Genomic DNA, 21,438 nt, shown 5'->3' with positions numbered 1-21,438 from the left:
CTCACCGCCCTGCCCCACCCGAGGGTTCCGGATGGGGCGGGTGCTCCGTGGGCGCGCTCGTGTTCCGCGAGGTCAGTCGAGGACCTCGACGGTCCATTGGGGGTCCCGGTCGTCCGTGCGGACGAAGACGCGCTTGGGGAACATGGACCGGTCCTCGAACAGGTCGCGGCCGAGGGCCAGTCCGTTCTGGTCGAGCACGTACGTGCCGTCCCGGAGGTCGGCGAGCGAGGTGATGGTGGTGGTGCCGTCGTCGTCGACGCGCTGGAAGCGCCAGACGGAGGCGGGGGAGTCGTCGGGGCGGACGACCGCGGGGGCGCGGTCTGTGCCGTTCGACGCGATGGTCTCCTCCGTGCCCTTCGCGGTGAGGCGGAAGCCCTCGCCCGCCCGGGTGATCAGCCATTCCCCGGCCCGCGTCGGGTCGGCGAGGAAGCCGACCAGGGCTCCGTCCTCGACCCCGACCGGGGCCCCCTTCGCGTACAGCTTGACGACCTTGCCGGCGTGCGACATCGCTCCTCCTGGGGTGGGTGCGGCAGTTGTCCCGGAGACTGCCCGGGCGGTCGTGCCCGGGGCCAGTGAACACGCAGTTCATAGGCTGTGTGGCGCTGAGAAGTCGTCAGGGAGGGGGTCTTCCGTACGTCGTGGGGCCCGAGCGGCACCAATCGCTGCGGGGAGCCGGCCGGTGTCGGTCATCCGGGGCAGGCTGCCGGTCTCCTTCGGCGCGCGACACGCGCCGGGGGCCCGGTGCGGTGTACGGGTAGGGCATGACCATCCCCGTGGACCGGCTCACCGATCCGGCCGTGCGCGCGTTCGTCACGGCCCTCAACGCCAACGACCAGGCCGCCTTCCAGGAGGCGCTCACTCCCGGCGCGACCATGTCCGACGACGGGTCCGACCGGGACCTGGAGCAGTGGACGGAGAAGGAGATCTTCGCCTCGCGCGGACACATGGAGATCGAGTCCGAGAAGAGCGGTGGCCTCGGTCTCGTCGCCCGCTTCCGCAACGACACCTGGGGCGAGATGCGCACCCGCTGGAGCTTCACCGTCGACGGCGGCAAGATCGCCCGCTTCGAGACCGGCCAGGCCTGACACGACCGCGCGGGTCCGGCACCGGCCGGGCCCGACTCCGACGGGGCCCGACTCCGGCCGGGCCTCACTTCCGCCGGGCCCGACTCCGTCCGTCCCCGGGCGGGGTGGTCCCCGAGGGGCTAACCCCGCCCGATGTACGGCATCGCCGTGGCCATCACCGTCGCGAACTGCACGTTCGCCTCCAGCGGCAGGGCCGCCATGTGCACCACCGTCGCCGCCACATCCGCCGCGTCCATCACCGGCTCCACGGCCAGGTCGCCGTTGGCCTGGAGGATGCCGGTCTGCATGCGGGCGGTCATCTCCGTCGCCGCGTTGCCGATGTCGAGCTGACCGCACGCGATCCGGTACGGGCGTCCGTCGAGCGACAGGGACTTCGTCAGGCCCGTCATCGCGTGCTTCGTCGCCGTGTACGCGATCGAGTGCGGGCGCGGTACGTGGGCGGAGATCGAGCCGTTGTTGATGATCCGGCCGCCCTGCGGGTCCTGTTCCTTCATGGTCCGGAAGGCCGCCTGGGCGCAGAGGAACGAGCCGGTCAGGTTGACGTCGACGACCGCGCGCCAGGTGGCCGGGTCCAGGTCCTCGACGGGGACGCCGCCGCCCGCGAACGTACCGGCGTTGTTGAAGAGGAGGTCGACGCGGCCGTAGTGGTCACGCACCGCGGCGAAGAGGGCGGTCACCTCCTCCGGTGAGGTGACGTCCGTCGGCACGGCCAGGAAGTCGCCGGCCGGCAGGGCCGCGGCCGTCTCCTCCAGGGCATCGGCCCGGCGTCCCGCCAGGGCCACCGACCAGCCGGCCGTCGCCAGGGCCAGGGCCACACTCCGGCCGATGCCCGAACCCGCTCCCGTCACCACTGCGATGCTCATGGGCGCGCAGCGTACGCGAGACGTGTGCCCCATGAACTCATTGTCCCGACACGTGGATGTTCTGTACCCGACAACGTGCGGTCGTCCGGTCCCCCTCGAATGACGGACGGACCGCATCCGTCTGGGGAGGGCACATGATCCACGTACGCGACGTACCCGAGCACTCCGAGGAACTCCGCGCCGCCGCACGGCACTTCGGCCGACGCCGGTTCCTCACCGTCACCGCCGCCGCCGCGGCGCTCGCCTTCGCCACCCAGTTGCCGGCGGCCGGCGCCGCGGCCGCCGCCGAGCTCGACGGCCGGCGTGTCGCCGAGGACCCGTTCACCCTCGGCGTGGCGTCCGGCGACCCGCTGCCCGGGTCCGTGCTGCTCTGGACCCGGCTCGCGCCCCGCCCCTTCGAGCCCGACGGCGGACTGCCCGCCAACCGGGTCTCCGTCCACTGGGAGCTGGCCCGCGACGAGCGCTTCACCCGGATCGTGCGGCGCGGCCGGGCCACCGCGCATCCGGAGTTCGGGCACACCGTCCACGTCGAGGTCGAGCACCTCGACCCCGACCGGGCGTTCTTCTACCGCTTCCGCGTCGGCGACTGGACCAGCCCCGTCGGCCGTACCCGCACGGCGCCCGCCCCCTGGGCCCGCACCACCGCGCTCAAGCTGGCGGCCGTCTCCTGCCAGGCGTACCACGACGGGTACTTCACGGCCTACCGGCACCTCGCCCAGGAGGACGTCGACGTCGTCTTCCATCTCGGCGACTACCTGTACGAGTACGCCGTGAACGCCACCGGCGGCGCCCGCGCCTACACCGACCGCACCCTCCCGGCCGTCTTCAACCGGGAGACGCTCACCCTCGACGACTACCGGCTCCGCTACGGGCTCTACAAGTCGGACCCCGACCTGCGGGCCGCGCACGCCGCCCACCCCTTCGTCGTCACCTGGGACGACCACGAGACGGAGAACAACTACGCGGGCGGCATCCCCGAGAACAGCGTCCCGCCGGAGGAGTTCCTGCTCCGCCGCGCCGCCGCCTACCGCGCCTACTGGGAGCACCAGCCGCTGCGCGCGCCCCAGCGGCCCCAGGGTCCCGACATGCGGCTCTACCGGCGGCTGGGCTTCGGGCGCCTCGCCCAGTTCGACATCCTCGACACCCGCCAGTACCGCTCCGACCAGGCGTACGGCGACGGCTGGCAGGTGCCGGGTCCCGAGTCCGAGAATCCGGCGCGGACGCTGACCGGCGCCACCCAGGAGCGCTGGCTGCTCGACGGCTGGCGCCGGTCCCGGGCCCGCTGGAACGTCCTGCCGCAGCAGGTCGTGTTCGCCGAGCGCCGCGACCGCCCCACCGCGGACTTCCTGCTCTCCATGGACTCCTGGGACGGCTACCCGGCCTCCCGGCAGCGGATCCTCGCGGGGGCGGACGCCGCCGGGGTGGAGAACCTGATGGTGCTCACCGGGGACGTCCACGTCGGCTACGGCCTCGACATCAAGGCCGACTTCCGCGACCCGGCCTCCCGGACCGTCGGCACCGAGATCGTCGCCACCTCGATCAGCAGCGGCAAGAACGGTGCCGAGCGGCCGGCCAACTACGACCGGCTCCGCCAGGCCAACCCGCACCTGGGGTTCTACGACGGACGGCGCGGCTATGTGACGGTCGCGCTCGGCGAGGACGGCGCCCGCGCCGACTTCCGCACGGTTCCGTACGTGACGACCCCGGGCGCCCCCGTCACCACGGCCGCCTCCTTCGTCACGGAGGCGGGCGACCCGGGCCTCAAGCCCGCGTGAGGTCGTCCGCCTCCCGTGTTCGGGCGGGGGCGTCCGCCCGCCGCGTTCAGGCCGGGGTGGCCGTCTCCTGCGGATAGCGGACGCCGATGCGGTCCCGTACCGCGTCGAGCGTCCGCATCACCGCCAGCGAGCCTTCGAGCGGGACGAGCGGGGACTCCGTCTCGCCCGCCCGGAGGCAGCGCATGACCTCGGCGGCCTCGTGCCGGAAGGAGTGCGGGTCGTTCCGCGACACGAACTCCTCCGGCTCCCGGCCGTCGCGGTGCAGCGTGAACCGCTCCGGGAAGAAGAAGCCGCGCGGGACGTCGATCCGGCCGAGCGAACCCGTCACGGACGCCGTCAGCGGCGTGTCCGCGACGAGGGAGCAGGACAGCAGGGCCGACGCGCCCGAGCCCCAGCCGAGGAGCATGCCCGTGTTGAGGTCCACGCCCTCCGGCGAGAGCAGCGCGTGTGCCTGGACGGTGTCCGGCTCGCCCAGGATCAGCTGCGCGAAGGACACCGGGTACACGCCGAGGTCGAGCAGCGCCCCGCCGCCCACCGCCGGGTCCCGCAGCCGGTGGTCCGCCGGGAACGGGCCCGCGAGCCCGAAGTCCGCCTGTACGGTCCTGACCTCGCCGATCGCCCCGTCACGGACCAGTTCCACGAGTTGCCGGATCAGCGGGTTGCAGTACATCCACATGGCCTCCATCAGGAAGAGGCCCCGGTCCCGGGAGAGTGTGACGAGTTCCTCGGCCTCGCGCGCGTTGAGCGTGAGAGCCTTCTCGCAGAGCACCGCCCTGCCCGCCTCCAGGGCGCGGCCGGCGGCCTCCCGGTGCGCGTGGTGCGGGGTCGCCACGTACACGACGTCGACGTCCTCGTCGGCGAAGAGCCGGTCCCACTCGCCGTACGCCCGCGGAATCCCGAACCGGTCGGCGAAGGCCTTGGCCGAGGCCTCCGTGCGGGAGGCCACGGCGACGACCTCGGCGCCGTCGAGCGTCAGCAGGTCCGTGGTGAACCGCTCCGCTATGCCACCCGTCGCCAGGATTCCCCAGCGCACTGTTCTGTTCGCGTCCATCCCCACCCCAAAAAAGGTCTCGACCATGCCGGTCGAGCTGAGAGCATAGGCAAGAATTCAACGAAATGGAGCGGTCGATGCCGGAGAGCGGCCAGAAAACAACACAAGGGCACATAACCGAAAGCGCTCCCCGGGCTGACGCCGCGACCGCCGCGGCCGCGACCGCCGCCGCGACCGCCACCGGTGTGACCGCCGCCGGGGTGACCGCAGCCCGGCGCACCGGGCTGCTCGTCACCCTCGTCCTCGGTGGACTGACCGCGCTGCCCCCGCTCTCCATGGACATGTACCTCCCGGCACTTCCGGAGGTCACCGGCGCGCTCAACGCCCCCGCCGCCACCGTCCAGCTCACCCTCACCGCCTGCCTCGCCGGCATGGCCCTCGGCCAGCTCGTCGTCGGCCCCATGAGCGACAAGTGGGGCCGCCGCCGCCCGCTGCTCATCGGCATGGTCGTCTACGTCCTCGCCACCGCCGTCTGCGCCCTCGCGCCCAGCGCCGAACTCCTCATCGGCTTCCGGCTGCTCCAGGGCCTCGCGGGCGCCGCCGGCATCGTCATCGCCCGCGCCGTCGTCCGCGACCTGTACGACGGCGTGGAGATGGCCCGCTTCTTCTCCACACTCATGCTGATCTCCGGCGCGGCCCCGATCGTCGCGCCCCTGATCGGCGGCCAGATCCTGCGGATCACCGACTGGCGGGGCGTCTTCTACGTCCTCACCGTGATCGGCGTCCTGCTCACCCTGGTCGTCTGGCGATTCCTCGACGAGACACTGCCGGCCGACCGCCGGCACGAGGGCGGGGTCGGCCAGGCCCTGCGCACCATGAAGGGCCTGCTCACCGACCGGGTCTTCGCCGGATACATGCTGACCGGCGGACTCGCCTTCGCCGCCCTCTTCGCGTACATCTCCGCCTCGCCGTTCGTCGTCCAGGAGATCTACGGCGCCTCGCCCCAGACCTTCAGCCTGCTCTTCGGCCTCAACTCCATCGGGCTCGTCGCCGTCGGCCAGATCAACGGCAAGCTGCTCATCGGCCGCGTCAGCCTCGACAAGGCACTCGGCTGGGGGCTCGGCATCATCCTCGTCTCCGCCCTCGCCCTGCTCCTGATGACCAGCGGAGTCTTCGGGGAGGTCGGGCTCGTCCCGGTGGCGGCCGGACTCTTCGTCCTCATGTCCGCCATGGGCCTCGCCATGCCGAACACCAACGCCCAGGCCCTGATGCGCACTCCGCACGCCGCCGGGTCCGCGTCCGCGCTCCTCGGCACGACCTCGTTCCTCGTCGGCGCCGTCGCCTCCCCGCTGGTCGGCATCGCGGGCGAGCACACCGCGGTCCCGATGGCCCTCGTCCAGCTGACCTGCGCGATCCTGGCCATGGCCTGCTTCCTGGGCCTGTGCCGCCCGTGGCGGACGGCCCCCGGAACGACCGGGACCGAGGCCGCCGGGTCCACCGACGAGGCCGCCTAGACTGTCTCGGTGACCGCCTCCGCTCCCTCCGCCGACTCCCTGCGCGCCGCCCTCGCCGGGCTCCTCGACGGGCTCCCTCCCCGCCAGGCCGCCCGGGCCGTCGACCGGTTGATCGCCAACTACCGGGGCACGACCCCGACCGACGCCCCCGTGCTGCGCGACCGCTCCGACGTCGCCGCGTACGCCGCGTACCGGATGCCGGCGACCTTCGAGGCGGTACGGGGCGCCCTCGGCGCCCTGCGCGCCGCGGCGCCCGACTGGGAGCCGCGCACCCACACGGACGTCGGCGGCGGGACCGGCGCGGCCGGCTGGGCCGTCGCCGGGGCCTGGGACGAGGAGCCGCCCCGCACCACCGTCCTGGACTGGGCGGAACCCGCCCTCGCCCTCGGACGCGAGCTGGCCGCCGGGACCCTGGACGCCGAGTGGCGCACCGCCCGGATCGGCGGCGCGCTGAAGCTCGCGGAGACGGACCTCGTCACCATCTCGTACGTGCTCAAGGAGCTGACGCCGGCGGACCGGACGGCGCTCGTGACGGAGGCGGCGCGCGCGGCGGAGACGGTCGTGATCGTCGAGCCCGGCACCCCCGACGGCTACGAGCGGATCATCGCGGCCCGCACCCTGCTCGTCGAGGCCGGGTTCACCGTCGCCGCGCCCTGCCCGCACAGCGGGGCCTGCCCGATCGAGCCGGGCACGGACTGGTGCCACTTCTCGGCCCGGGTGAGCCGCTCCTCGCTGCACCGCCAGGTCAAGGGCGGTTCGCTGCCGTACGAGGACGAGAAGTACAGCTACGTGGCGGCGACCAGGTTCCCGCCGGCGCCGGCGGTCTCCCGGATCACGCGCAGGCCGCAGATCCGCAAGGGCCTGGTCCTCCTGGAGCTGTGCGGCCGGGACGGTCTCGCCCGCGACACGGTGACCAAGCGCCACGGGGCCGTCTACAAGCAGGCCCGCGACGCCGAGTGGGGCGACTCCTGGCCGCCGGAGGACGAGGGCTAGGACAAGGGCCGGGACGGGTCCGGCGGCGGTCCCGGTCGGGCGGTGTCAGCCGGGGGCGACCAGGCCGCGCCGGAGGTCGGCGCGGACGCCCGCCTGCCAGACGACGGGGTCGCAGCCCTCGCCGTTGGGGGCGTGCCTGCGCAGGGTGAGCGGGACGGTGCGGTCGTAGACCGTGCGGTCCCCGGCCGGGCCGCCGACCTGGAAGCGCACCGTCACCCGCTGCTCGCCGGTGACCTCCGGCAGCTCCACGGTGAAGAACGCGAGAGGGTCGTCCGAGGGCCGGGCCCCCTGGCTCCGGCAGACCCGGTCGACGCAGAGCCGGTACGAGGACCCGGCCGGGAAGTCGGCGGGGTCCCAGGTGACGGTCACTCCGGACTCCGCGCCGATCAGCGTGCACGGGCGCCGGTCCGGCGACTGGCAGCCGGCCACGAGAAGCAGGGCCGCGACCGCCGCCAGGGCGGGCACCGATCGAGCCCCGTCGTGCGCACCCACCGAGCATGCCCCCCTGAAGTCACGTTTCCGCGGATCAGGAGGGGCACTCTACGGAGGCGGCCCGAGGGCGTCGACCCCTCGGGGCCGCCGAACCGCCGAACCGCCGAACCGCCGAACCGCCGGGCCGCTAGGGGCGCAGCTCCTGGGTGCAGCACTTCACGCTGCCGCCGCCCTTGAGGAGCTCTCCCAGGTCCATGCCGATCGGCTCGAAGCCCCGCCGGCGCAGTGGCTCGAAGAGGCCCACCGCGGCCTGGGGGAGGAGGACGTTCCGGCCGTCGCTCACCGCGTTCAGGCCGAGGGCCGCCGCGTCCGTGGCCGTCGCGATCAGGGCGTCGGGGAAGAGCCGGGCGAGCACCGCGCGGCTGCCGGGGGAGAAGGCGTCCGGGAAGTACATGACCTCGTCGCGGGCGTCGTCCAGGACGCAGAGCGCCGTGTCCAGGTGGTAGTAGCGCGGATCCACCAGTTCGAGACCGATCACCGGGCGGCCGAAGAACTCCTGTGCCTCGTCGTGGGAGAGCGGGCTGGAGCGGAAACCGCGCCCCGCGAGGATCCAGGAGTCGGTGACGGCGAAGTCGCCCTCGCCCTCGTTCACGTGCTCCGGGACCCGTACGGCGTCCTCCGCCCAGCCGTTTCCGCGGAACCAGGACAGATGCGCGTCGGCCTCGGCCGCGCGCTCCGGGTGGGCGAACTTCGCGCCGAGGACCCGGCCCTCGACGACGGTGGCGCCGTTCGCCGCGTAGACCATGTCCGGCAGCGCCGGGTCGGGGGTGAGGAGCTCGACGCTGTGGCCGAGCGCGCGGTAGCGGTCGCGCAGGTCCTCCCACTGGGCGAGGGCGAGCGGCAGGTCGACCGGTTTCGTGGGGTCCATCCAGGGGTTGATGGAGTACGTCACCGAGAAGTGCGTGGGTGGGCACATCAGGTAACGGCGGGGCGAGGACGCGCGCGGAGTGGTGCGCAATGAGGGCTCCTCACGGACGGGCGGACGGAAGGGGCCGAGACGTCGGAGGATCCGCCGGATCGGTGGACCCCATGGTCCGCCCTCCGGGCCCTGCGCGCAGTGGACCGTTCGGGTGGTTCGATTTCGGCCACACTCCGCGAGACGTGACGTCTCGCCCGCTGTTAGATTGGGGTCATGCCCGAGACCAAGGCCCCCGACGCCTCCCGCCGCAGCGAGCGTTCCCGCCGCGCCATCTTCGACGCCGCCCTCGCCCTCGTCTCCGAGGCCGGCTACGCGAAGACCACCATCGAGGGCATCGCCGCCCGCGCCGGCGTCGGCAAGCAGACCATCTACCGCTGGTGGCCCTCCAAGGCGGCCGTCCTCCTCGACGCCTTCCTCGACCTCGCGGCCCGGGCCAACGAGGCCCTCGGGGGCGACGCCGACAGTGAGATCCCCGACACCGGAGACCTCGCCGCCGACCTCAAGTACGTCCTCCGCGCCACCGTCGACGAGATGAACGACCCCGCCTTCGACGCCCCCACCCGCGCCCTCGCCGCCGAGGGCGTCGTCGACCCCGAGCTCGGCGCCCGCTTCACCGAGGCGCTCCTCGAACCCCAGCTCGCGTACTACGTCCGCCGTATCGAGGCCGCCCGGGCCGCCGGCGACGTCGACCCGGACGTCGACCCCCGCATCGCCCTCGAACTCCTCGTCGGTCCGCTCCACCACCGCTGGATCCACCGCACCCTGCCGCTGACCCACGCCTACGCCGACGCCCTCGTCGACCTAGCCCTGCGCGGCCTCGCCCCGAGGGCCTGAGGCCCCGCGGGGCCGCCGGGCACCACGGCGCGCGCCCAGGAGGAGTGCTTCGTTCCGCACCCCGGTTCCGCACTCCGGTCACCCGAGGCGCAGGATGGTGGGACCATGGGCAGAGCCGAACGGGCGAGCATGAGGTGTGAGGGGATAGATGGGCGACGGCATCGGCCGCTACCGCGGCACGGAGAGCAAACTCGCACAGTGGCTGCGCAGGCGCCCGAAACGCACCGCGGCCGACGACGAGAATGACCGCGAGACGCTGCTCCTGGCCATCGCCGCCGCCGGGATGCCCCTGGCCCCCGCCGCGTACCCCGTCGGCTACAGCTGCTCCTGTGAGCGGATCGGCTGTCCCACCCCCGCCCGGCACCCCGTCTCCTTCGCCTGGCAGACGCAGTCGACCACCGACCGCGGCCAGATCGAGCGCTGGGCCCGCAACGAGCCCGAGGCGAACTTCGTCACCGCCACCGGCATGGTCCACGACGTCCTCGACGTACCGCTCGCCGCCGGCCGCGCCGCCCTGGAGCGCCTCCTCGCCGAGGGCGTCGAGGTCGGGCCCGTCGCCGAGTCCGCCGAGATCGACACCGTCGGCGGACGGATGCTGTTCTTCACCGCCACCCGCGGCACCCCCGAGGACGAGGACGAGTGGTGGCCCTGTGAGCTCGACTGCCACCCCGAGACGATGGACGAGCACCCGGGGCTGCGCTGGCACTGCCGCGGCAGCTACGTCCTCGTACCGCCGGCCCGGCTCCCCGGCGACGAGGGCGCCCATCCGGTCGTCGCCTGGGTCCGCGGCCCCGAGCACCCGCTGCCCGACCCGCTGAACCTCCTCGAAACCCTCCAGGACGCCTGCGCGCGCCACGCGGCCGAGCGCGAGGCGGAGGGGAACGGCGAGCACACGGCCCACGAGATCGCCTGGCCCCTGACCCGCTGAGAACGGGGGCCGGGACCGCCTTCCGCGGTCCACGGCCCGCTCGCCCTTCCGAGGCCCCCGCGGCCCGCTCGCTCCTCCGAGGCCCGAGGCCCGCTCGCCCCTCCGAGGCCCGCGGCCCGCCGGCTCTCCGAGGGCCCCCGGTCCGGTCCTCCGGTGGGCCGCTACGAGCCCTGTGCGCCCACCACGCCCTGGAGGCGGCCCGTGATCGTGACCCCGTCGCGGTCCGTACCCGCCGGCTTCACCAGGGCCACCTGGTTGGACACCCACTCCTTGGTGACGGTGTTCTCGACCTCGCCGGTCAGCAGCGCCTTGACGGCGGGGTCCACCTTGGGCCGGTAGCCCGGCGCCGCCGTCTGGCGCTCGAAGAACCGCGTCGCGAAGAAGACGAACGCGCCGCCGTCCTTCGTCCGCAGCCCGAGCGGCGCGAAGTCGCCCTGGTCCGCGGCCCGGTCGATGTACTGGGTGGCGAGCCCCGGCCGCTTGGCGCCCTTCTGCCGCTGCTCCCGCCACAGGGACGTGTGCGCGCCCGCCGTGAACTGCCCCGGCTGCCCGTCCTTCAGGAACGCGGTGTACTCCCCGCCGAGGTCCTCGGGCGCGACCGCCAGCGCGTCGGTGTCCGCGGCGACCGGCACCGCGTACCCGCCCTCCTCGGCGAACTCGGGCACCTGCGACGGGCCGAGGATCACCAGATGGGCGGCCTCCCACAGCTGCTGGGGCCCGTTGCGTACGAAGACCAGCAGCCAGCGCTGGTCGCCGGGACCCTCGTCGGTGTCCCGGTTGGAGTCGGTGTCCGCGAGGAACCAGCGCGGCCAGCCCGCCTTCTTGGGCAGGAGGAACCGCGCGTCCGTGAGTTCGAGGGGCCGGTGGTTCGGGTTGCCGCCGGGGGTGGTGACCGCCCGCGCGCGCAGGCCCGCCTGGTTGACCTCCCCGAACGGACCGGTGACCCGGCCCGCGTCCAGGGCCGGGTCATAGGCCTTGTCGGCCTTGTTGTAGGCGCTCGTGAAATCGGCCAGGGCCTGCGCGGCCTCGGCCTCCGTCGCCGGCGGCATCAGCGCGAGTTCGCCGTGCACGGTCACACAGCCGCTCGCCGTCAGCGTCAGGACGGTCGCCGCCGCCGTCGCCGCAAGGAGTCTCGTGGGCCGCCGTGCCGACAGCCGCTCAAGCGGTCGTCCCGGCGCTCGCCTCAGCGTCAGCCTTCTCATCGGTCGCCTTCTGCTTCTTCACCCGCACGGACGGACCCGACCCTATCGGGGCCAGGAACAGCGCGAGCGTCGGGATCAGATACAGCGCCCACACCGTGACCTGAAGGACCGTCGGGTTCGGCTGGAAGTTGAAGACGCCCTTGAGGAGCGTGCCGTACCAGCTGTCCGGCGGGATCGTCGCCGAGATGTCGAAGGCCTTGTCCGCGAGGCCGTCGAGGAAGCGCGCCTCCTGGAGGTCGTGCACGCCGTACGCCAGCACACCCGCCGCCACCACGACCAGCATTCCGCCGGTCCAGGTGAAGAACTTCGCCAGGTTGATCTTCAGGGCGCCCCGGTAGAACAGCCAGCCGAGGAGCACCGCCGTGAGCAGCCCGAGGAGGACCCCGGCCAGCGGAGCGAACGTGCCGTCCGAGGACGCCCGGACCGACGCCCACACGAACAGCGCCGTCTCCAGGCCCTCGCGGCCCACCGCCAGGAAGGCGGTGGCCACCAGCGCGCCCGTGCCCATCTGCAGGGCCGCGTCCAGCTTCCCGTGCAGCTCGGCCCTGAGGTGCCGGGCCGTGCGCCGCATCCAGAAGACCATCCAGGTCACCAGGACGACCGCGACGATCGACAGCGAGCCGCCGAGCAGCTCCTGCGCCTCGAAGGTCAGCTCCTGGGAACCGAATTCGAGGCCCGCGCCGAAGGCCAGGGCCACACCGACGGCCACGCCGATGCCGATCCAGATCGGCTTCAGCGCGTCCCGCCGGCCGGTCTTGACGAGGTAGGCGATGAGGATGCAGACGACCAGGCTGGCCTCCAGGCCCTCGCGCAGGCCGATCAGGTAATTGCCGAACACGGCGGTTCCCTCCTGGGATACGTGAGAGCTACGCGAACAGTGCCCGGCCCCACCAGTCGTCCTTGTCGCGGACGCCCGGCGGGACGGCGAACACTGCCGAACCCACGTGCTGGATGTATTCGTTGAGGGCGTCGGCGCGGGCCAGGGAGGTCTGCACCGGGATGAAACCGGTCCGCACGTCCTTCTGGTACGCCAGGAAGAACAGGCCCGCCTCCAGGCGGCCGAGGCCGTCCGTGCCGTCGGTGAAGGAGTAGCCGCGCCGCAGGATCGTCGCCCCGGAGTTGGTGTCCGGGTGGGCGAGCCGGACGTGGGAGTCCGGCTTCATCGCCTTCAGGAACGGCGCGTCGTGCTCCTTGGCCTTGCCGACGGGCGCGCCCTCGCGCTTGTCGCGGCCGAAGATGTCCTCCTGCTCGGCGAGCGGAGTGCGGTCCCAGGTCTCGACGTTCATCCGGATCCGGCGGGCGACGAGGTACGAGCCGCCGTCCATCCAGGCCGCGGGGCCCTCGGCGTCCTTGCCGGAGACCCACACGTGCCGCGCGAGCCGCTCGGTCTCGGTGCCCGCGATGTTGCGGGTGCCGTCCTTGAAGCCGAAGAGGTTGCGGGGGGTCTGGGCGTCCGGGGTCGTCGAGGACGTCTTGCCGAAGCCCAGCTGCGACCAGCGCACGGCGACCTTGCCGAAGCCGATCCGCGCCAGGTTCCGGATGGCGTGCACGGCGACCTGCGGGTCGTCCGCGCAGGCCTGGACGCACAGGTCGCCGCCGCTGCGCGCCGCGTCGAGGTTGTCGCCCGGGAACTTGGGCAGCTCCACCAGGGCCCCGGGCCGCTTGTCCTTCAGCCCGAAGCGCCCGTCGAAGAGCGTGGGGCCGAAGCCGATCGTGAGGGTGAGGCGGGAGGGCTTGAGACCGAGGGCCTCGCCGGTGTCGTCCGGCGGCGCCTCCGGCAGCCCGCCGTACGCCCCCTCGCCCACCTCGGCACCGGCCGTCATGCGCTCGGCGGCCCGCGTCCAGTCCTTGAGGAGTTGGATCAGTTCGGCGCGGTCCTTCGTCTTCACGTCGAAGGCGGCGAAGTGCAGCCGGTCCTGGACGGCGGTGGCGATCCCGGCCTGGTGGGTGCCGTGGAACGGCACGGCGGAGCCGCTGTCGGCGACGGGCACGGAGGTGTCCCCGTCCCGGGTCAGCAGGGCGCCGCCGCCGGCCGCGGCGGCGCCGAGCGCGAGCCCGGCACCGCCCCAGGCGACGACGGTACGGCGGGAGGGCGCGGCGCCCTCCCGTGCGGGGGTCTCGTCGGCGGGCTTGCTCATGTCCGGCACCTCTCGGTTACTTGACGACGGCGGCGGCGAGCTTGGAGAGCGGTTCGGCCAGCGCGTTGACGCCGTCCGAGAGCTCCTTGCGCTCGGGCTTGCCGACCTTTTCGTAGGAGGTGAAGTCGTAGCCGTTCTTGTCCGTGCGGTACTTGTCGAGGAGCGTGTTCAGCGCGGCGAACTGCTTGTCCAGCTCGGCGACGAGCTTCGGGTCGTTCTTGGTGGCGACCGGCTTGAGCAGGTCGAAGGACTTCTGCGCGCCCTCGACGTTGGCCTTGAAGTCGACGAGGTCGGTGTGGGAGTAGCGCTCCTCCTCGCCGGTGACCTTGCCGGTGGCGACCTCGTCCAGGAGCTCCTTGGCGCCGTTGGCCATGGAGGTCGGGGTGATCTCGGCCTTGCCGACCCGCTTCACCCAGTCCGCGAGGTCCTTGTCGAGGGTGTCGGCGAGGGTCTTCTCCGCGGCGCCGAGCTTCTTGTCCTTCCACAGGGCCTTCTCCAGGCGGTGCCAGCCGGTCCAGTCCTTGGCCGGGTCCTGGCCCTCCTCCAGGCCGTCCTCGCGGACGTCGACCTTGGGGTCGATGTCGCCGAAGGACTCGGCGACCGGCTCGGTGCGCTCCCAGCCGATCCGGGATCCGGCGTAGGCCTTCTTCGCGGCCTCGACGTCACCGGCGCGGACGGCGTCGGTGAAGACCTTCACCTTGGGCAGCGTCGCGTCGGCCTGGGCCTGGACGTACTGGCGGTAGGCGGCGACGGCCGCGTCCATCTCGGGGGACCGCTTGGTGCCCGCGGCGCCGCCGGTGGCCTTGACCTGCTGGCGGATGCCCTCGCCGACCATGCCGGGCTTGCACGCGATCGCGTAGGCGCCGGCCTTGACCTCGGCGGTGATCGTGGCCTTCGTACCGGGGCCGATGTTCTCGCGCTCGGTGACGATCCGGTCGTCCGGGTAGAGGACGTACACCTCGGTCACCTTGGAGCCGCGGTTCTCGACGGCCAGCTTCAGATGACCGGCCGGGAACTCCTTCTTCGAGACCTCGCAGGAGTCGTCCTTGGCGACGACGGTGACCGTGCCGTCGTCCGCCTTGGCGTCGCTCTTCTCGGTGCAGCCGGTGACGGCGGCCAACGCCGCGGCGGTCGCTGCGGCGGTGACGACTGAGAGGCGAACGGCTCGCATGAGAACTCCAGAAACGCGGGGGCGGGGACTGAGGCGGACCTAACTTAACCGAGGCTTACCTCAGCCATGCCCGGCCGTCCAGTGATTCGGCTCTCAGATCCGACGCATCGGACACGGCAGGATCACGGGGGCCTCATGAGGTCCTCATGGTCAGGTCAAGAGCCGGTCAAGGAAGGGGTATTGTCCCGGTTTCGGTCCCGCGCGGGGCTACGCGCAGGACCGCACCGCAACACGACGGACGACGACGGGAGACGACGGGCTTCGCGCCGCCCCCGAGACCGGCTCGCTCCGGGCCGGGCCGACCGCGACGCCGGCTCGTTCGGCCTGCGCCGGCTTCACTCAGGCCCGGTCCGGCTTCGGTTCGGCCCGGTCCGGCTCACCCCGACCGGGCCGGTCCGCTCCCGTCCGCTGCCGTCCGCCTCGGTGCGACGAGAGGGACGCCGGTCCCCGGGTGCGGGAACACCTCCACCGGCTGCCGGTACACCCGGCTCAGCAGCTCCTCCTCGAAGACCTCCGACGGCGGCCCCTCCACCGCGACCCGCCCGCCGTGCAGCACCCCGACCCGGTCCGCGTGCGCCGCCGCTAGCCCGAGGTCGTGCAGCACGACCACCACGGCGTCCCCGGCCGCGGCCCGCTCCCGGCAGACGCGCAGGAGGCCCGAGGGAGAGCACGCTCTCGGCGGAGACGTCGTGGGCGCGGCCGTCGTCGTCGCGGTGCGCCGCCGAGCGAAGGAGTCCTGATCCACCACCCCGCCAGGCGGGGCCACGCCCGATTCCCGGGTGCGGCCCTGCCCGCGTGTCGTGGAATGGTTCAATTTCTGCCATGAACACGATCGCCACTGACATCGACGTCCTCCGGGTCTTCTGCGCGGGCGACGGCCGGTACGGCAACGCCCTCGGAGTCGTACGGGACGCCCGTGACCACCCCGACGAGGCCTCCCGGCAGGCGCTCGCCAAGGAGCTCGGGTTCAGCGAGACCGTGTTCGTGGACGACCCGGAGCGCGGGATCGTCGACATCTACACCCCCGGCCTGCGGCTGCCGTTCGCCGGGCACCCGCTCGTCGGGGCCGCCTGGCTGCTCGACCTGGAGGTCGTCCACCCGCCCGCCGGCGAGGTGTGGGTGCGCGGCGACGGGGAGTTCACCTGGATCGAGGCGCGCGCCGAGTGGGCACCGCCGCGGACCCTGCGGCAGTACGGCTCCGCCGCCGAGGTGGACGCGCTCGTCGTACCCGAGCCGGGGGAGTGGATCTACGCCTGGGCCTGGGAGGAGGAGGCCGCGGGGCGGATCAGGGCACGGGCGTTCCCGGGGCGGGGCGACGGCATCGACGAGGACGAGGCCACCGGCGCGGCGGCCCTGCTGCTCACGGCGGAGCTGGGACGGGCCCTGAACATCACGCAGGGCCGGGGGTCGCAGCTGCTCACCGCCCCCGGCCCCGACGGCATCGTGGAACTCGGCGGACGGGTCCGCCTGGAGGGGACGCTCACCCGCTGAGCACGAGGTCCCGAGGGGCCGCGTGCCGAGCGGGTGAGGCCCCGAAGGCTCAGGCGCTGAGCGGGAACTCGCCGCCCAGCTGGTGGAAGACCGCGCTGTTGAAGGCGAACGCGCGCTTGCACTCGTCGACGATCCGCTGCTTCTCCAGGTCGTCGGCGTTCACCCCGTCGAGCAGCTCCCGGTACGCCCGCTTGAACGCGGCCGGGTTGGAGATGTCGTCGAAGACGTAGAAGCGGACGCCGTCGCCCTTGCGCGTGAAGCCCCAGGTGCGCTCCGCCTTGTCGCGGATGATCTGACCGCCCGACAGGTCGCCCAGGTAGCGCGTGTAGTGGTGGGCCACGTACCCGGCGGGCCAGTCACGGGCGCACTCGGCGACCCGCTCGGCGTACGCCTCGGTGGCGGGCAGCGGGGAGACCCCGGCGCGCCAGTCGGGGCCGCGCAGATGGGCGAGGTCCTGTTCGAGGGCGGTCGTGCGGAACAGCTCGGGCTGTATGAACGGCCCGGCGACCGGGTCGTCGCGCAGGGCCTCCGCGCCGTCCTCCAGGGCGCGGTACACGAACCAGAGCTGCTCCGTGTACCGGGCGTAGGCGTCGACGGCCAGACGTCCGCCCAGGAGGTCGCCCATGAAGGACGACGTCTCCGCCTCCGTGTGCTGCTCGTGCGAGGCCGTACGGATGAGCGTGGAGAAGGGCGTGTCCAAAGCGTGCCTCCGGGACCGATGGGACGGGAACCAGTGACGATCCTGCCAAGTTAGGCTTACCTAAGTCAACTGGTTCCCGACGTCCTGTCGGCAAAACAGCTACCCACTCGCGGGCCCGGGGCAACGTACGGCCTCGGAGCATGTGCGGGGGGCGTCCGGAATCAGGGCAGCGTGAGGATCTCCGCCCCGTCCTCGGTCACGACGAGCGTGTGCTCGAACTGCGCGGTCCGCTTCCGGTCCTTGGTCACCACGGTCCAGCCGTCGTCCCACATGTCGTAGTCGTGGGTGCCGAGCGTCAGCATCGGCTCGATGGTGAAGGTCATGCCGGTCTTGATCTCGGTGGTGTGGTGGGGCGAGTCGTAGTGCGGGACGATCAGGCCGGAGTGGAAGGACGAGTTGATGCCGTGACCGGTGAAGTCACGGACGACGCCGTAGCCGAAGCGCTTGGCGTACGACTCGATGACCCGCCCGATGATGTTGATCTGGCGGCCCGGCTTCACCGCCTTGATCGCGCGGTTCAGGGACTCCCGGGTCCGCTCCACGAGGAGCCGCGACTCCTCGTCGACGTCACCGCAGAGGTAGGTGGCGTTGTTGTCGCCGTGGACACCGTTGATGTACGCCGTGACGTCCAGGTTCACGATGTCGCCGTCGCGCAGGACGGTGGAGTCCGGGATCCCGTGACAGATGACCTCGTTGACCGAGGCGCACAACGACTTCGGGAACCCGCGGTAGCCGAGGGTGGAGGGATACGCGCCGTGGTCGCACATGAACTCGTGCGCGACCCGGTCGAGCTCGTCGGTGGTGACACCGGGAGCGATGTGCTTGGCGGCCTCCTCCATCGCCCGAGCGGCGATGCGGCCGGCGATCCGCATCCGTTCGACGGTGTCGGAATCCTGCACCTCGGGCCCGCTGTACGGGGTCGGGGCGGGCTTCCCGACGTACTCGGGGCGGCGGATGGAGCCCGGAACGGAGCGATGGGGGGAAAGCTCCCCCGGGACGAGAAGCGACTGGCCAGACATGCCAGCGAGTCTAACGACCAGGTCTGGGGCAGCATGGTCTCGGAGGAAGGAGCCGACGACGATGGCCCTGTTCAAGAAGCGCACCGTGGGCAAACCGGGTGAGTGGTACTACTGCCTGGAGCACAAAAAGGTCGAAGAGGGCCCAGAGTGCCCGGCCAAGAACCGCTTCGGCCCGTACGCCACCCGTGAGGAGGCCTCCCACGCGATGGAGACCGCCCGCGAGCGGAACCTGGAGTGGGAGACCGACCCGCGCTGGCACGACAGCAGCCGGACCGAGGAGAACCCCGACTAGGGCACGGGACGCGGCCGGGACCGTTCAGACGGCCCCGGCCGCCTTCTCCGGCGCGGCATCCCGCTGGGCGGCGTCCGCCCGCGCCGACTCCCCCTGTGCGGCGTCCGCCCGCGCGGCCTCCTGCTGCGCCTTGCGACGCAGTGAGTCCTCGTCGGTCTCGGAGTCGTACGTGAGGAGCTTCGGCAGCGCCAGACAGAGCAGCCCCACCGAGGCGACACAGGCCACACCACCCGTCCAGACCGCCGACCGGGTGCCGGTCCAGCCCGCCATCGCGCCCGCCCTGACCTGGCCGAGCTGCGGGCCGACGCTGTAGGAGAGCACCTCGATGCCCGCGAGCCGGCCACGCAGCTCCTCCGGGATCGTCTGGTTCCAGATGGTCGAGCGGCCGAGCCCGCTCAGCATGTCGCCCGCCCCGGCGAAGGCCAGACAGAGCAGGACCAGCCAGATGTTCCCGAACCAGCCGGCCGCCGCGATGGCCAGGCCCCAGCCGGTGGCGCCCGCGGCGACGAGCAGCCCGTGCCGTCGCACCTTCGACGTCCAGCCGCTCGTCATGCCGAGCACCAGGGAGCCCAGCGAACCCGCCGCGTACATCAGGCCCAGCGCCCAGTCCGCGTCCAGCTCGTCCGCGAGGAACGGGAAGATCGCGTTCGGGAAGGCGAAGAACATCGCCGCGAGGTCGATCGCGTACGTGCCCAGCAGCACCGGCCGCGACCAGGCGTACCGCGCGCCCTCCGCGATGCCCCGAAGGGAGGGCTTCTCCGCGTCGTGCGCGGGCGGCGCGGGGGAGAGCCGGCGGCACAGCAGCACCGAGGCGGCGAAACCGGCGATCGTCACGCCGTACGCGGGCGCGTGACCCGCGTACGCCACCACCAGGCCCGCGAGCGCCGGGCCGGCGATCGCGCCCATCTGCCAGCGCAGCGAGTTCAGCGCGGCCGCCGCCGTCTGGTGCTCGTGCGGCACGATCCGGGCCAGGAGCGAGTCCAGGGCCGGCCGCTGGAGCCCCGCGAGCGCCGATACGCCGGCCGCGACGACGTACAGCGGCCAGAGCATCGGGGTCGGGAGCAGTGCGTTGACCAGCAGGATCGCGGCGAGCAGGCCGAGACCCGCCTCGGTCAGGAGGATCACCTTCCGCCGGTCGACCGCGTCGGCGAGAGCCCCGCCGTACAGTCCGAACACCACCAGCGGCACCAGCTCGACCGCGCCCATCGCGCCGACGGCGAGCGGCGAACCCGTCATCTCCTTGATCTGCAGCGGCAGGGCGATCATCGCCATCGCGCTGCTGAAGAACGTGACGAGCCCCTGAACCCAGAGGAGCCGGAAGTCGCGCGACGCGCGCCACGGCGCCAGATCGGGCAGAAGAGCGGAGAATTTCGCGAGCGCAGGGGACACGAGGGGCCATACTCCGTCGGAGAGATGCCCGAGGCAACCGAATATCTGCAGGTCCGACGGCGCGGGCCCCCGTTACCAGCGGGACGGGGGCGGGGCCGTCAGACGGTCCGCCAGGTCCGAGAGCCGGTCGCGGAAGCGCCGGCCGCCGCGCGGGGACGGCAGGCTGTTCTCCCCGGCCGCCGCGCTCACCAGGTGCTGCACCGTGTCCAGATCCACCTCCGCCCCCTCCGCCACCGTGAGCGTCTCGTGCGCGAGCCCCCGTACCTCCTCGTCGCCCCCGTCGAGCGAGAGCACCGTCGCCCCGGCCCTGCGGGCGTCGTGCACCCGCTGGAGCAGCCCCACGTCCGGCCGCTCTGGTGCCACCATCAGCAGCGTCGCCCCGCGCCCCGCCGCTTCGAGGCGGCCGAGGCCGACGGCGAGGTGCGCCGGATCACCCGGCCGCACCCGGTGGCGGACCAGCGTCGGCGCCAGCTCCGGCAGCCCCGACCAGGCGGACTCGTCGACCAGGTGCGCCGCCAGGTGCCAGGGCTCGTACTCCTCGGTGCCGACCAGGAGCAGCCCGCCCCGGTGCGGGACGACCGAGGACCGGAGCGTGCCCGCGAACCGGCGGGCCGCCCGCGGCCACTCCGTCCCGGCGAGCACTTCCCGCAGCAACGCGACCCGTACGGCATCCATGGGCCCGCATCCTGCACCAGGCCGGGGTGCCCGCGCGGCGGGTTGCCGGGGTTCCACCCGTACGGGAGTCCCGGCCGTGTCCTGCGGGCCGCCCGTACGGGAGTCCCGGCGTCCGGCGGTCGCCGCCGGACTGGCTTCGGCCGGACGCCCCCGGCACCCCGACCGGTCGGTAATGTCGGGGCCATGACTTCCTCCAGCGACTCCACCGGCACCACCGCTCCCGCCGCGCCCAAGGCCGCTCCCAAGGACCCCTGGGACCTCCCCGACGTCTCCGGCCTCGTCGTCGGCGTCCTCGGCGGCACCGGCGACCAGGGCCGCGGCCTCGCCTACCGGCTCGCCAAGGCCGGCCAGAAGGTGATCCTCGGCTCCCGCGCCGCCGACCGCGCGCAGGAGGCCGCCGGGGAGATCGGCCACGGCGTCGAGGGCGCCGACAACGCCGAGTGCGCCCGCCGCAGCGACATCGTGATCGTCGCCGTGCCGTGGGACGGTCACGCCAAGACCCTGGAGTCCCTGCGGGAGGAGCTCGCCGGCAAGCTCGTCGTCGACTGCGTCAACCCGCTCGGCTTCGACAAGCAGGGCGCCTACGCCCTCAAGCCCGAGGAGGGCTCCGCCGCCGAGCAGGCCGCCGCGCTCCTCCCGGACTCCCGGGTCGCCGCCGCCTTCCACCACCTCTCCGCCGTCCTCCTCCAGGACACCTCGCTGGAGGAGATCGACACGGACGTGATGGTCCTGGGCGAGGACCGTGCCGACGTCGAGCTCGTCCAGGCCCTAGCCGGCCGGATCCCCGGCATGCGCGGCGTCTTCGCCGGCCGGCTGCGCAACGCCCACCAGGTCGAGTCGCTCGTCGCCAACCTGATCTCGGTCAACCGCCGCTACAAGGCCCACGCCGGCCTGCGCGTCACCGACATCTGAGCCGGCCCTCCGGACAGGCGGCCCGAACGGATCGTCCGCACTCGGCCGAGCCGGA

22 protein-coding genes and 1 pseudogene are annotated in these 21,438 nt (G+C 72.8%); 9 read left to right on the top strand and 14 right to left on the bottom strand.

Annotation, left to right across the window (positions count from 1 at the left end; all coding sequences use genetic code 11):
- Nucleotides 1-72: 72 nt before the first annotated feature.
- Nucleotides 73-507, bottom strand: coding sequence for a hypothetical protein (locus ACH4MY_RS00280; RefSeq protein WP_397995333.1), 435 nt, complete (start codon nt 505-507; stop codon nt 73-75).
- Nucleotides 508-761: 254 nt separating this feature from the next.
- Between ACH4MY_RS00280 and ACH4MY_RS00275 the strand changes: the two genes are divergently transcribed.
- Nucleotides 762-1,085: a nuclear transport factor 2 family protein gene (locus tag ACH4MY_RS00275; protein WP_397995331.1), complete on the top strand. Its 324-nt coding sequence runs from the start codon at nt 762-764 to the stop codon at nt 1,083-1,085.
- A gap of 119 nt (nt 1,086-1,204) precedes the next feature.
- On the opposite strand, the gene ACH4MY_RS00270 is transcribed toward ACH4MY_RS00275, so the two are convergent.
- The gene (locus ACH4MY_RS00270) at nt 1,205-1,981 is read right to left on the bottom strand and encodes an SDR family oxidoreductase (RefSeq protein WP_397995329.1); all 777 of its coding nucleotides are present in this window, start codon (nt 1,979-1,981) and stop codon (nt 1,205-1,207) included.
- Nucleotides 1,982-2,082: 101 nt separating this feature from the next.
- Here ACH4MY_RS00270 and ACH4MY_RS00265 point away from each other — a divergent pair, with 101 nt between their 5' ends.
- A complete protein-coding gene (locus ACH4MY_RS00265; RefSeq protein ID WP_397995327.1) occupies nt 2,083-3,723 on the top strand; it encodes an alkaline phosphatase D family protein in 1,641 nt (546 codons plus the stop codon).
- Nucleotides 3,724-3,769: 46 nt separating this feature from the next.
- On the opposite strand, the gene ACH4MY_RS00260 is transcribed toward ACH4MY_RS00265, so the two are convergent.
- Complete coding sequence (locus tag ACH4MY_RS00260; RefSeq protein ID WP_397995325.1) at nt 3,770-4,774, bottom strand: Gfo/Idh/MocA family protein; 1,005 nt, start codon at nt 4,772-4,774, stop codon at nt 3,770-3,772.
- Between the two features lie 77 nt (nt 4,775-4,851).
- On the opposite strand from ACH4MY_RS00260, the gene ACH4MY_RS00255 reads away from it, so the two are divergent.
- Nucleotides 4,852-6,228, top strand: a complete 1,377-nt coding sequence (locus ACH4MY_RS00255) for a Bcr/CflA family multidrug efflux MFS transporter (protein ID WP_397995322.1) — start codon at nt 4,852-4,854, stop codon at nt 6,226-6,228.
- 9 nt (nt 6,229-6,237) lie between these two features.
- A complete protein-coding gene (locus ACH4MY_RS00250) occupies nt 6,238-7,221 on the top strand; it encodes a small ribosomal subunit Rsm22 family protein (RefSeq protein WP_397995319.1) in 984 nt (327 codons plus the stop codon).
- Between the two features lie 45 nt (nt 7,222-7,266).
- Here the strand turns inward: ACH4MY_RS00250 and ACH4MY_RS00245 are convergent, their stop codons facing one another.
- Both ACH4MY_RS00245 and ddaH read right to left on the bottom strand, forming a co-directional pair.
- Nucleotides 7,267-7,686, bottom strand: coding sequence for a hypothetical protein (locus tag ACH4MY_RS00245; protein WP_397995317.1), 420 nt, complete (start codon nt 7,684-7,686; stop codon nt 7,267-7,269).
- A 154-nt stretch (nt 7,687-7,840) separates the two neighbouring features.
- On the bottom strand, nt 7,841-8,671 hold the full coding sequence (gene ddaH / locus ACH4MY_RS00240; protein ID WP_397995314.1) for a dimethylargininase: 831 nt from the start codon (nt 8,669-8,671) through the stop codon (nt 7,841-7,843).
- Between the two features lie 174 nt (nt 8,672-8,845).
- Here ddaH and ACH4MY_RS00235 point away from each other — a divergent pair, with 174 nt between their 5' ends.
- Nucleotides 8,846-9,466 carry a TetR/AcrR family transcriptional regulator gene (locus tag ACH4MY_RS00235; protein ID WP_397995311.1) on the top strand — a complete coding sequence of 207 codons (621 nt, stop codon included), beginning with the start codon at nt 8,846-8,848 and terminating at the stop codon, nt 9,464-9,466.
- Between the two features lie 148 nt (nt 9,467-9,614).
- Nucleotides 9,615-10,394, top strand: a complete 780-nt coding sequence (locus tag ACH4MY_RS00230; protein WP_397995308.1) for a bifunctional DNA primase/polymerase — start codon at nt 9,615-9,617, stop codon at nt 10,392-10,394.
- 161 nt (nt 10,395-10,555) lie between these two features.
- Here ACH4MY_RS00230 and ACH4MY_RS00225 read toward each other — a convergent pair whose 3' ends face one another.
- The 5 genes and pseudogenes from ACH4MY_RS00225 to ACH4MY_RS00205 all read right to left on the bottom strand — a co-directional run.
- A complete protein-coding gene (locus tag ACH4MY_RS00225; protein ID WP_397995305.1) occupies nt 10,556-11,596 on the bottom strand; it encodes a hypothetical protein in 1,041 nt (346 codons plus the stop codon).
- A complete protein-coding gene (gene efeU / locus ACH4MY_RS00220) occupies nt 11,553-12,434 on the bottom strand; it encodes an iron uptake transporter permease EfeU (protein ID WP_397995302.1) in 882 nt (293 codons plus the stop codon). Before efeU ends, ACH4MY_RS00225 begins: the two co-directional genes overlap by 44 nt.
- A 28-nt stretch (nt 12,435-12,462) precedes the next feature.
- Complete coding sequence (gene efeB / locus ACH4MY_RS00215) at nt 12,463-13,734, bottom strand: iron uptake transporter deferrochelatase/peroxidase subunit (protein WP_397995299.1); 1,272 nt, start codon at nt 13,732-13,734, stop codon at nt 12,463-12,465.
- Nucleotides 13,735-13,750: 16 nt separating this feature from the next.
- Nucleotides 13,751-14,905 carry an iron uptake system protein EfeO gene (gene efeO / locus ACH4MY_RS00210; RefSeq protein ID WP_397995296.1) on the bottom strand — a complete coding sequence of 385 codons (1,155 nt, stop codon included), beginning with the start codon at nt 14,903-14,905 and terminating at the stop codon, nt 13,751-13,753.
- 376 nt (nt 14,906-15,281) lie between these two features.
- Nucleotides 15,282-15,560 (bottom strand): annotated as a pseudogene (locus tag ACH4MY_RS00205) (hemin ABC transporter ATP-binding protein); the annotation flags it as partial.
- Nucleotides 15,561-15,727: 167 nt separating this feature from the next.
- Between ACH4MY_RS00205 and ACH4MY_RS00200 the strand changes: the two are divergent.
- Nucleotides 15,728-16,396 (top strand): PhzF family phenazine biosynthesis protein, encoded by a 669-nt coding sequence (locus ACH4MY_RS00200; RefSeq protein WP_397995293.1) that lies wholly within the window; start codon nt 15,728-15,730, stop codon nt 16,394-16,396.
- 49 nt (nt 16,397-16,445) lie between these two features.
- Here the strand turns inward: ACH4MY_RS00200 and ACH4MY_RS00195 are convergent, their stop codons facing one another.
- Nucleotides 16,446-17,096: a heme oxygenase (biliverdin-producing) gene (locus tag ACH4MY_RS00195; RefSeq protein ID WP_397995290.1), complete on the bottom strand. Its 651-nt coding sequence runs from the start codon at nt 17,094-17,096 to the stop codon at nt 16,446-16,448.
- Between the two features lie 161 nt (nt 17,097-17,257).
- On the bottom strand, nt 17,258-18,115 hold the full coding sequence (gene map / locus ACH4MY_RS00190) for a type I methionyl aminopeptidase (RefSeq protein WP_397995288.1): 858 nt from the start codon (nt 18,113-18,115) through the stop codon (nt 17,258-17,260).
- A gap of 61 nt (nt 18,116-18,176) precedes the next feature.
- Between map and ACH4MY_RS00185 the strand changes: the two genes are divergently transcribed.
- A complete protein-coding gene (locus tag ACH4MY_RS00185; protein ID WP_397995285.1) occupies nt 18,177-18,407 on the top strand; it encodes a hypothetical protein in 231 nt (76 codons plus the stop codon).
- A 24-nt stretch (nt 18,408-18,431) separates the two neighbouring features.
- On the opposite strand, the gene ACH4MY_RS00180 is transcribed toward ACH4MY_RS00185, so the two are convergent.
- Together ACH4MY_RS00180 and ACH4MY_RS00175 are read right to left on the bottom strand one after the other, a co-directional pair.
- The gene (locus ACH4MY_RS00180; RefSeq protein WP_397995282.1) at nt 18,432-19,796 is read right to left on the bottom strand and encodes an MFS transporter; all 1,365 of its coding nucleotides are present in this window, start codon (nt 19,794-19,796) and stop codon (nt 18,432-18,434) included.
- A 72-nt stretch (nt 19,797-19,868) separates the two neighbouring features.
- The gene (locus ACH4MY_RS00175) at nt 19,869-20,471 is read right to left on the bottom strand and encodes a hypothetical protein (protein WP_397995280.1); all 603 of its coding nucleotides are present in this window, start codon (nt 20,469-20,471) and stop codon (nt 19,869-19,871) included.
- Between the two features lie 183 nt (nt 20,472-20,654).
- On the opposite strand from ACH4MY_RS00175, the gene npdG reads away from it, so the two are divergent.
- Nucleotides 20,655-21,383: an NADPH-dependent F420 reductase gene (gene npdG, locus ACH4MY_RS00170; protein ID WP_397995277.1), complete on the top strand. Its 729-nt coding sequence runs from the start codon at nt 20,655-20,657 to the stop codon at nt 21,381-21,383.
- Nucleotides 21,384-21,438 lie beyond the last annotated feature (55 nt).

Origin of the sequence: Streptomyces sp. NPDC017246 (assembly GCF_044331325.1) — a bacterium.
GTDB lineage: Bacteria > Actinomycetota > Actinomycetes > Streptomycetales > Streptomycetaceae > Streptomyces.
This window is presented reverse-complemented; position numbering and strand designations above follow the sequence as displayed.

Coding starts and splice junctions, on each gene's coding strand:
- ACH4MY_RS00280 (WP_397995333.1), bottom strand. CDS start 507: ATGTCGCACGCCGGCAAGGTCGTCAAGCTGTACGCGAAGGGGGCCCCG.
- ACH4MY_RS00275 (WP_397995331.1), top strand. CDS start 762: ATGACCATCCCCGTGGACCGGCTCACCGATCCGGCCGTGCGCGCGTTC.
- ACH4MY_RS00270 (WP_397995329.1), bottom strand. CDS start 1,981: ATGGGGCACACGTCTCGCGTACGCTGCGCGCCCATGAGCATCGCAGTG.
- ACH4MY_RS00265 (WP_397995327.1), top strand. CDS start 2,083: ATGATCCACGTACGCGACGTACCCGAGCACTCCGAGGAACTCCGCGCC.
- ACH4MY_RS00260 (WP_397995325.1), bottom strand. CDS start 4,774: ATGGACGCGAACAGAACAGTGCGCTGGGGAATCCTGGCGACGGGTGGC.
- ACH4MY_RS00255 (WP_397995322.1), top strand. CDS start 4,852: ATGCCGGAGAGCGGCCAGAAAACAACACAAGGGCACATAACCGAAAGC.
- ACH4MY_RS00235 (WP_397995311.1), top strand. CDS start 8,846: ATGCCCGAGACCAAGGCCCCCGACGCCTCCCGCCGCAGCGAGCGTTCC.
- ACH4MY_RS00230 (WP_397995308.1), top strand. CDS start 9,615: ATGGGCGACGGCATCGGCCGCTACCGCGGCACGGAGAGCAAACTCGCA.
- ACH4MY_RS00225 (WP_397995305.1), bottom strand. CDS start 11,596: ATGAGAAGGCTGACGCTGAGGCGAGCGCCGGGACGACCGCTTGAGCGG.
- efeB (WP_397995299.1), bottom strand. CDS start 13,734: ATGAGCAAGCCCGCCGACGAGACCCCCGCACGGGAGGGCGCCGCGCCC.
- efeO (WP_397995296.1), bottom strand. CDS start 14,905: ATGCGAGCCGTTCGCCTCTCAGTCGTCACCGCCGCAGCGACCGCCGCG.
- ACH4MY_RS00200 (WP_397995293.1), top strand. CDS start 15,728: ATGAACACGATCGCCACTGACATCGACGTCCTCCGGGTCTTCTGCGCG.
- map (WP_397995288.1), bottom strand. CDS start 18,115: ATGTCTGGCCAGTCGCTTCTCGTCCCGGGGGAGCTTTCCCCCCATCGC.
- ACH4MY_RS00185 (WP_397995285.1), top strand. CDS start 18,177: ATGGCCCTGTTCAAGAAGCGCACCGTGGGCAAACCGGGTGAGTGGTAC.
- ACH4MY_RS00175 (WP_397995280.1), bottom strand. CDS start 20,471: ATGGATGCCGTACGGGTCGCGTTGCTGCGGGAAGTGCTCGCCGGGACG.
- npdG (WP_397995277.1), top strand. CDS start 20,655: ATGACTTCCTCCAGCGACTCCACCGGCACCACCGCTCCCGCCGCGCCC.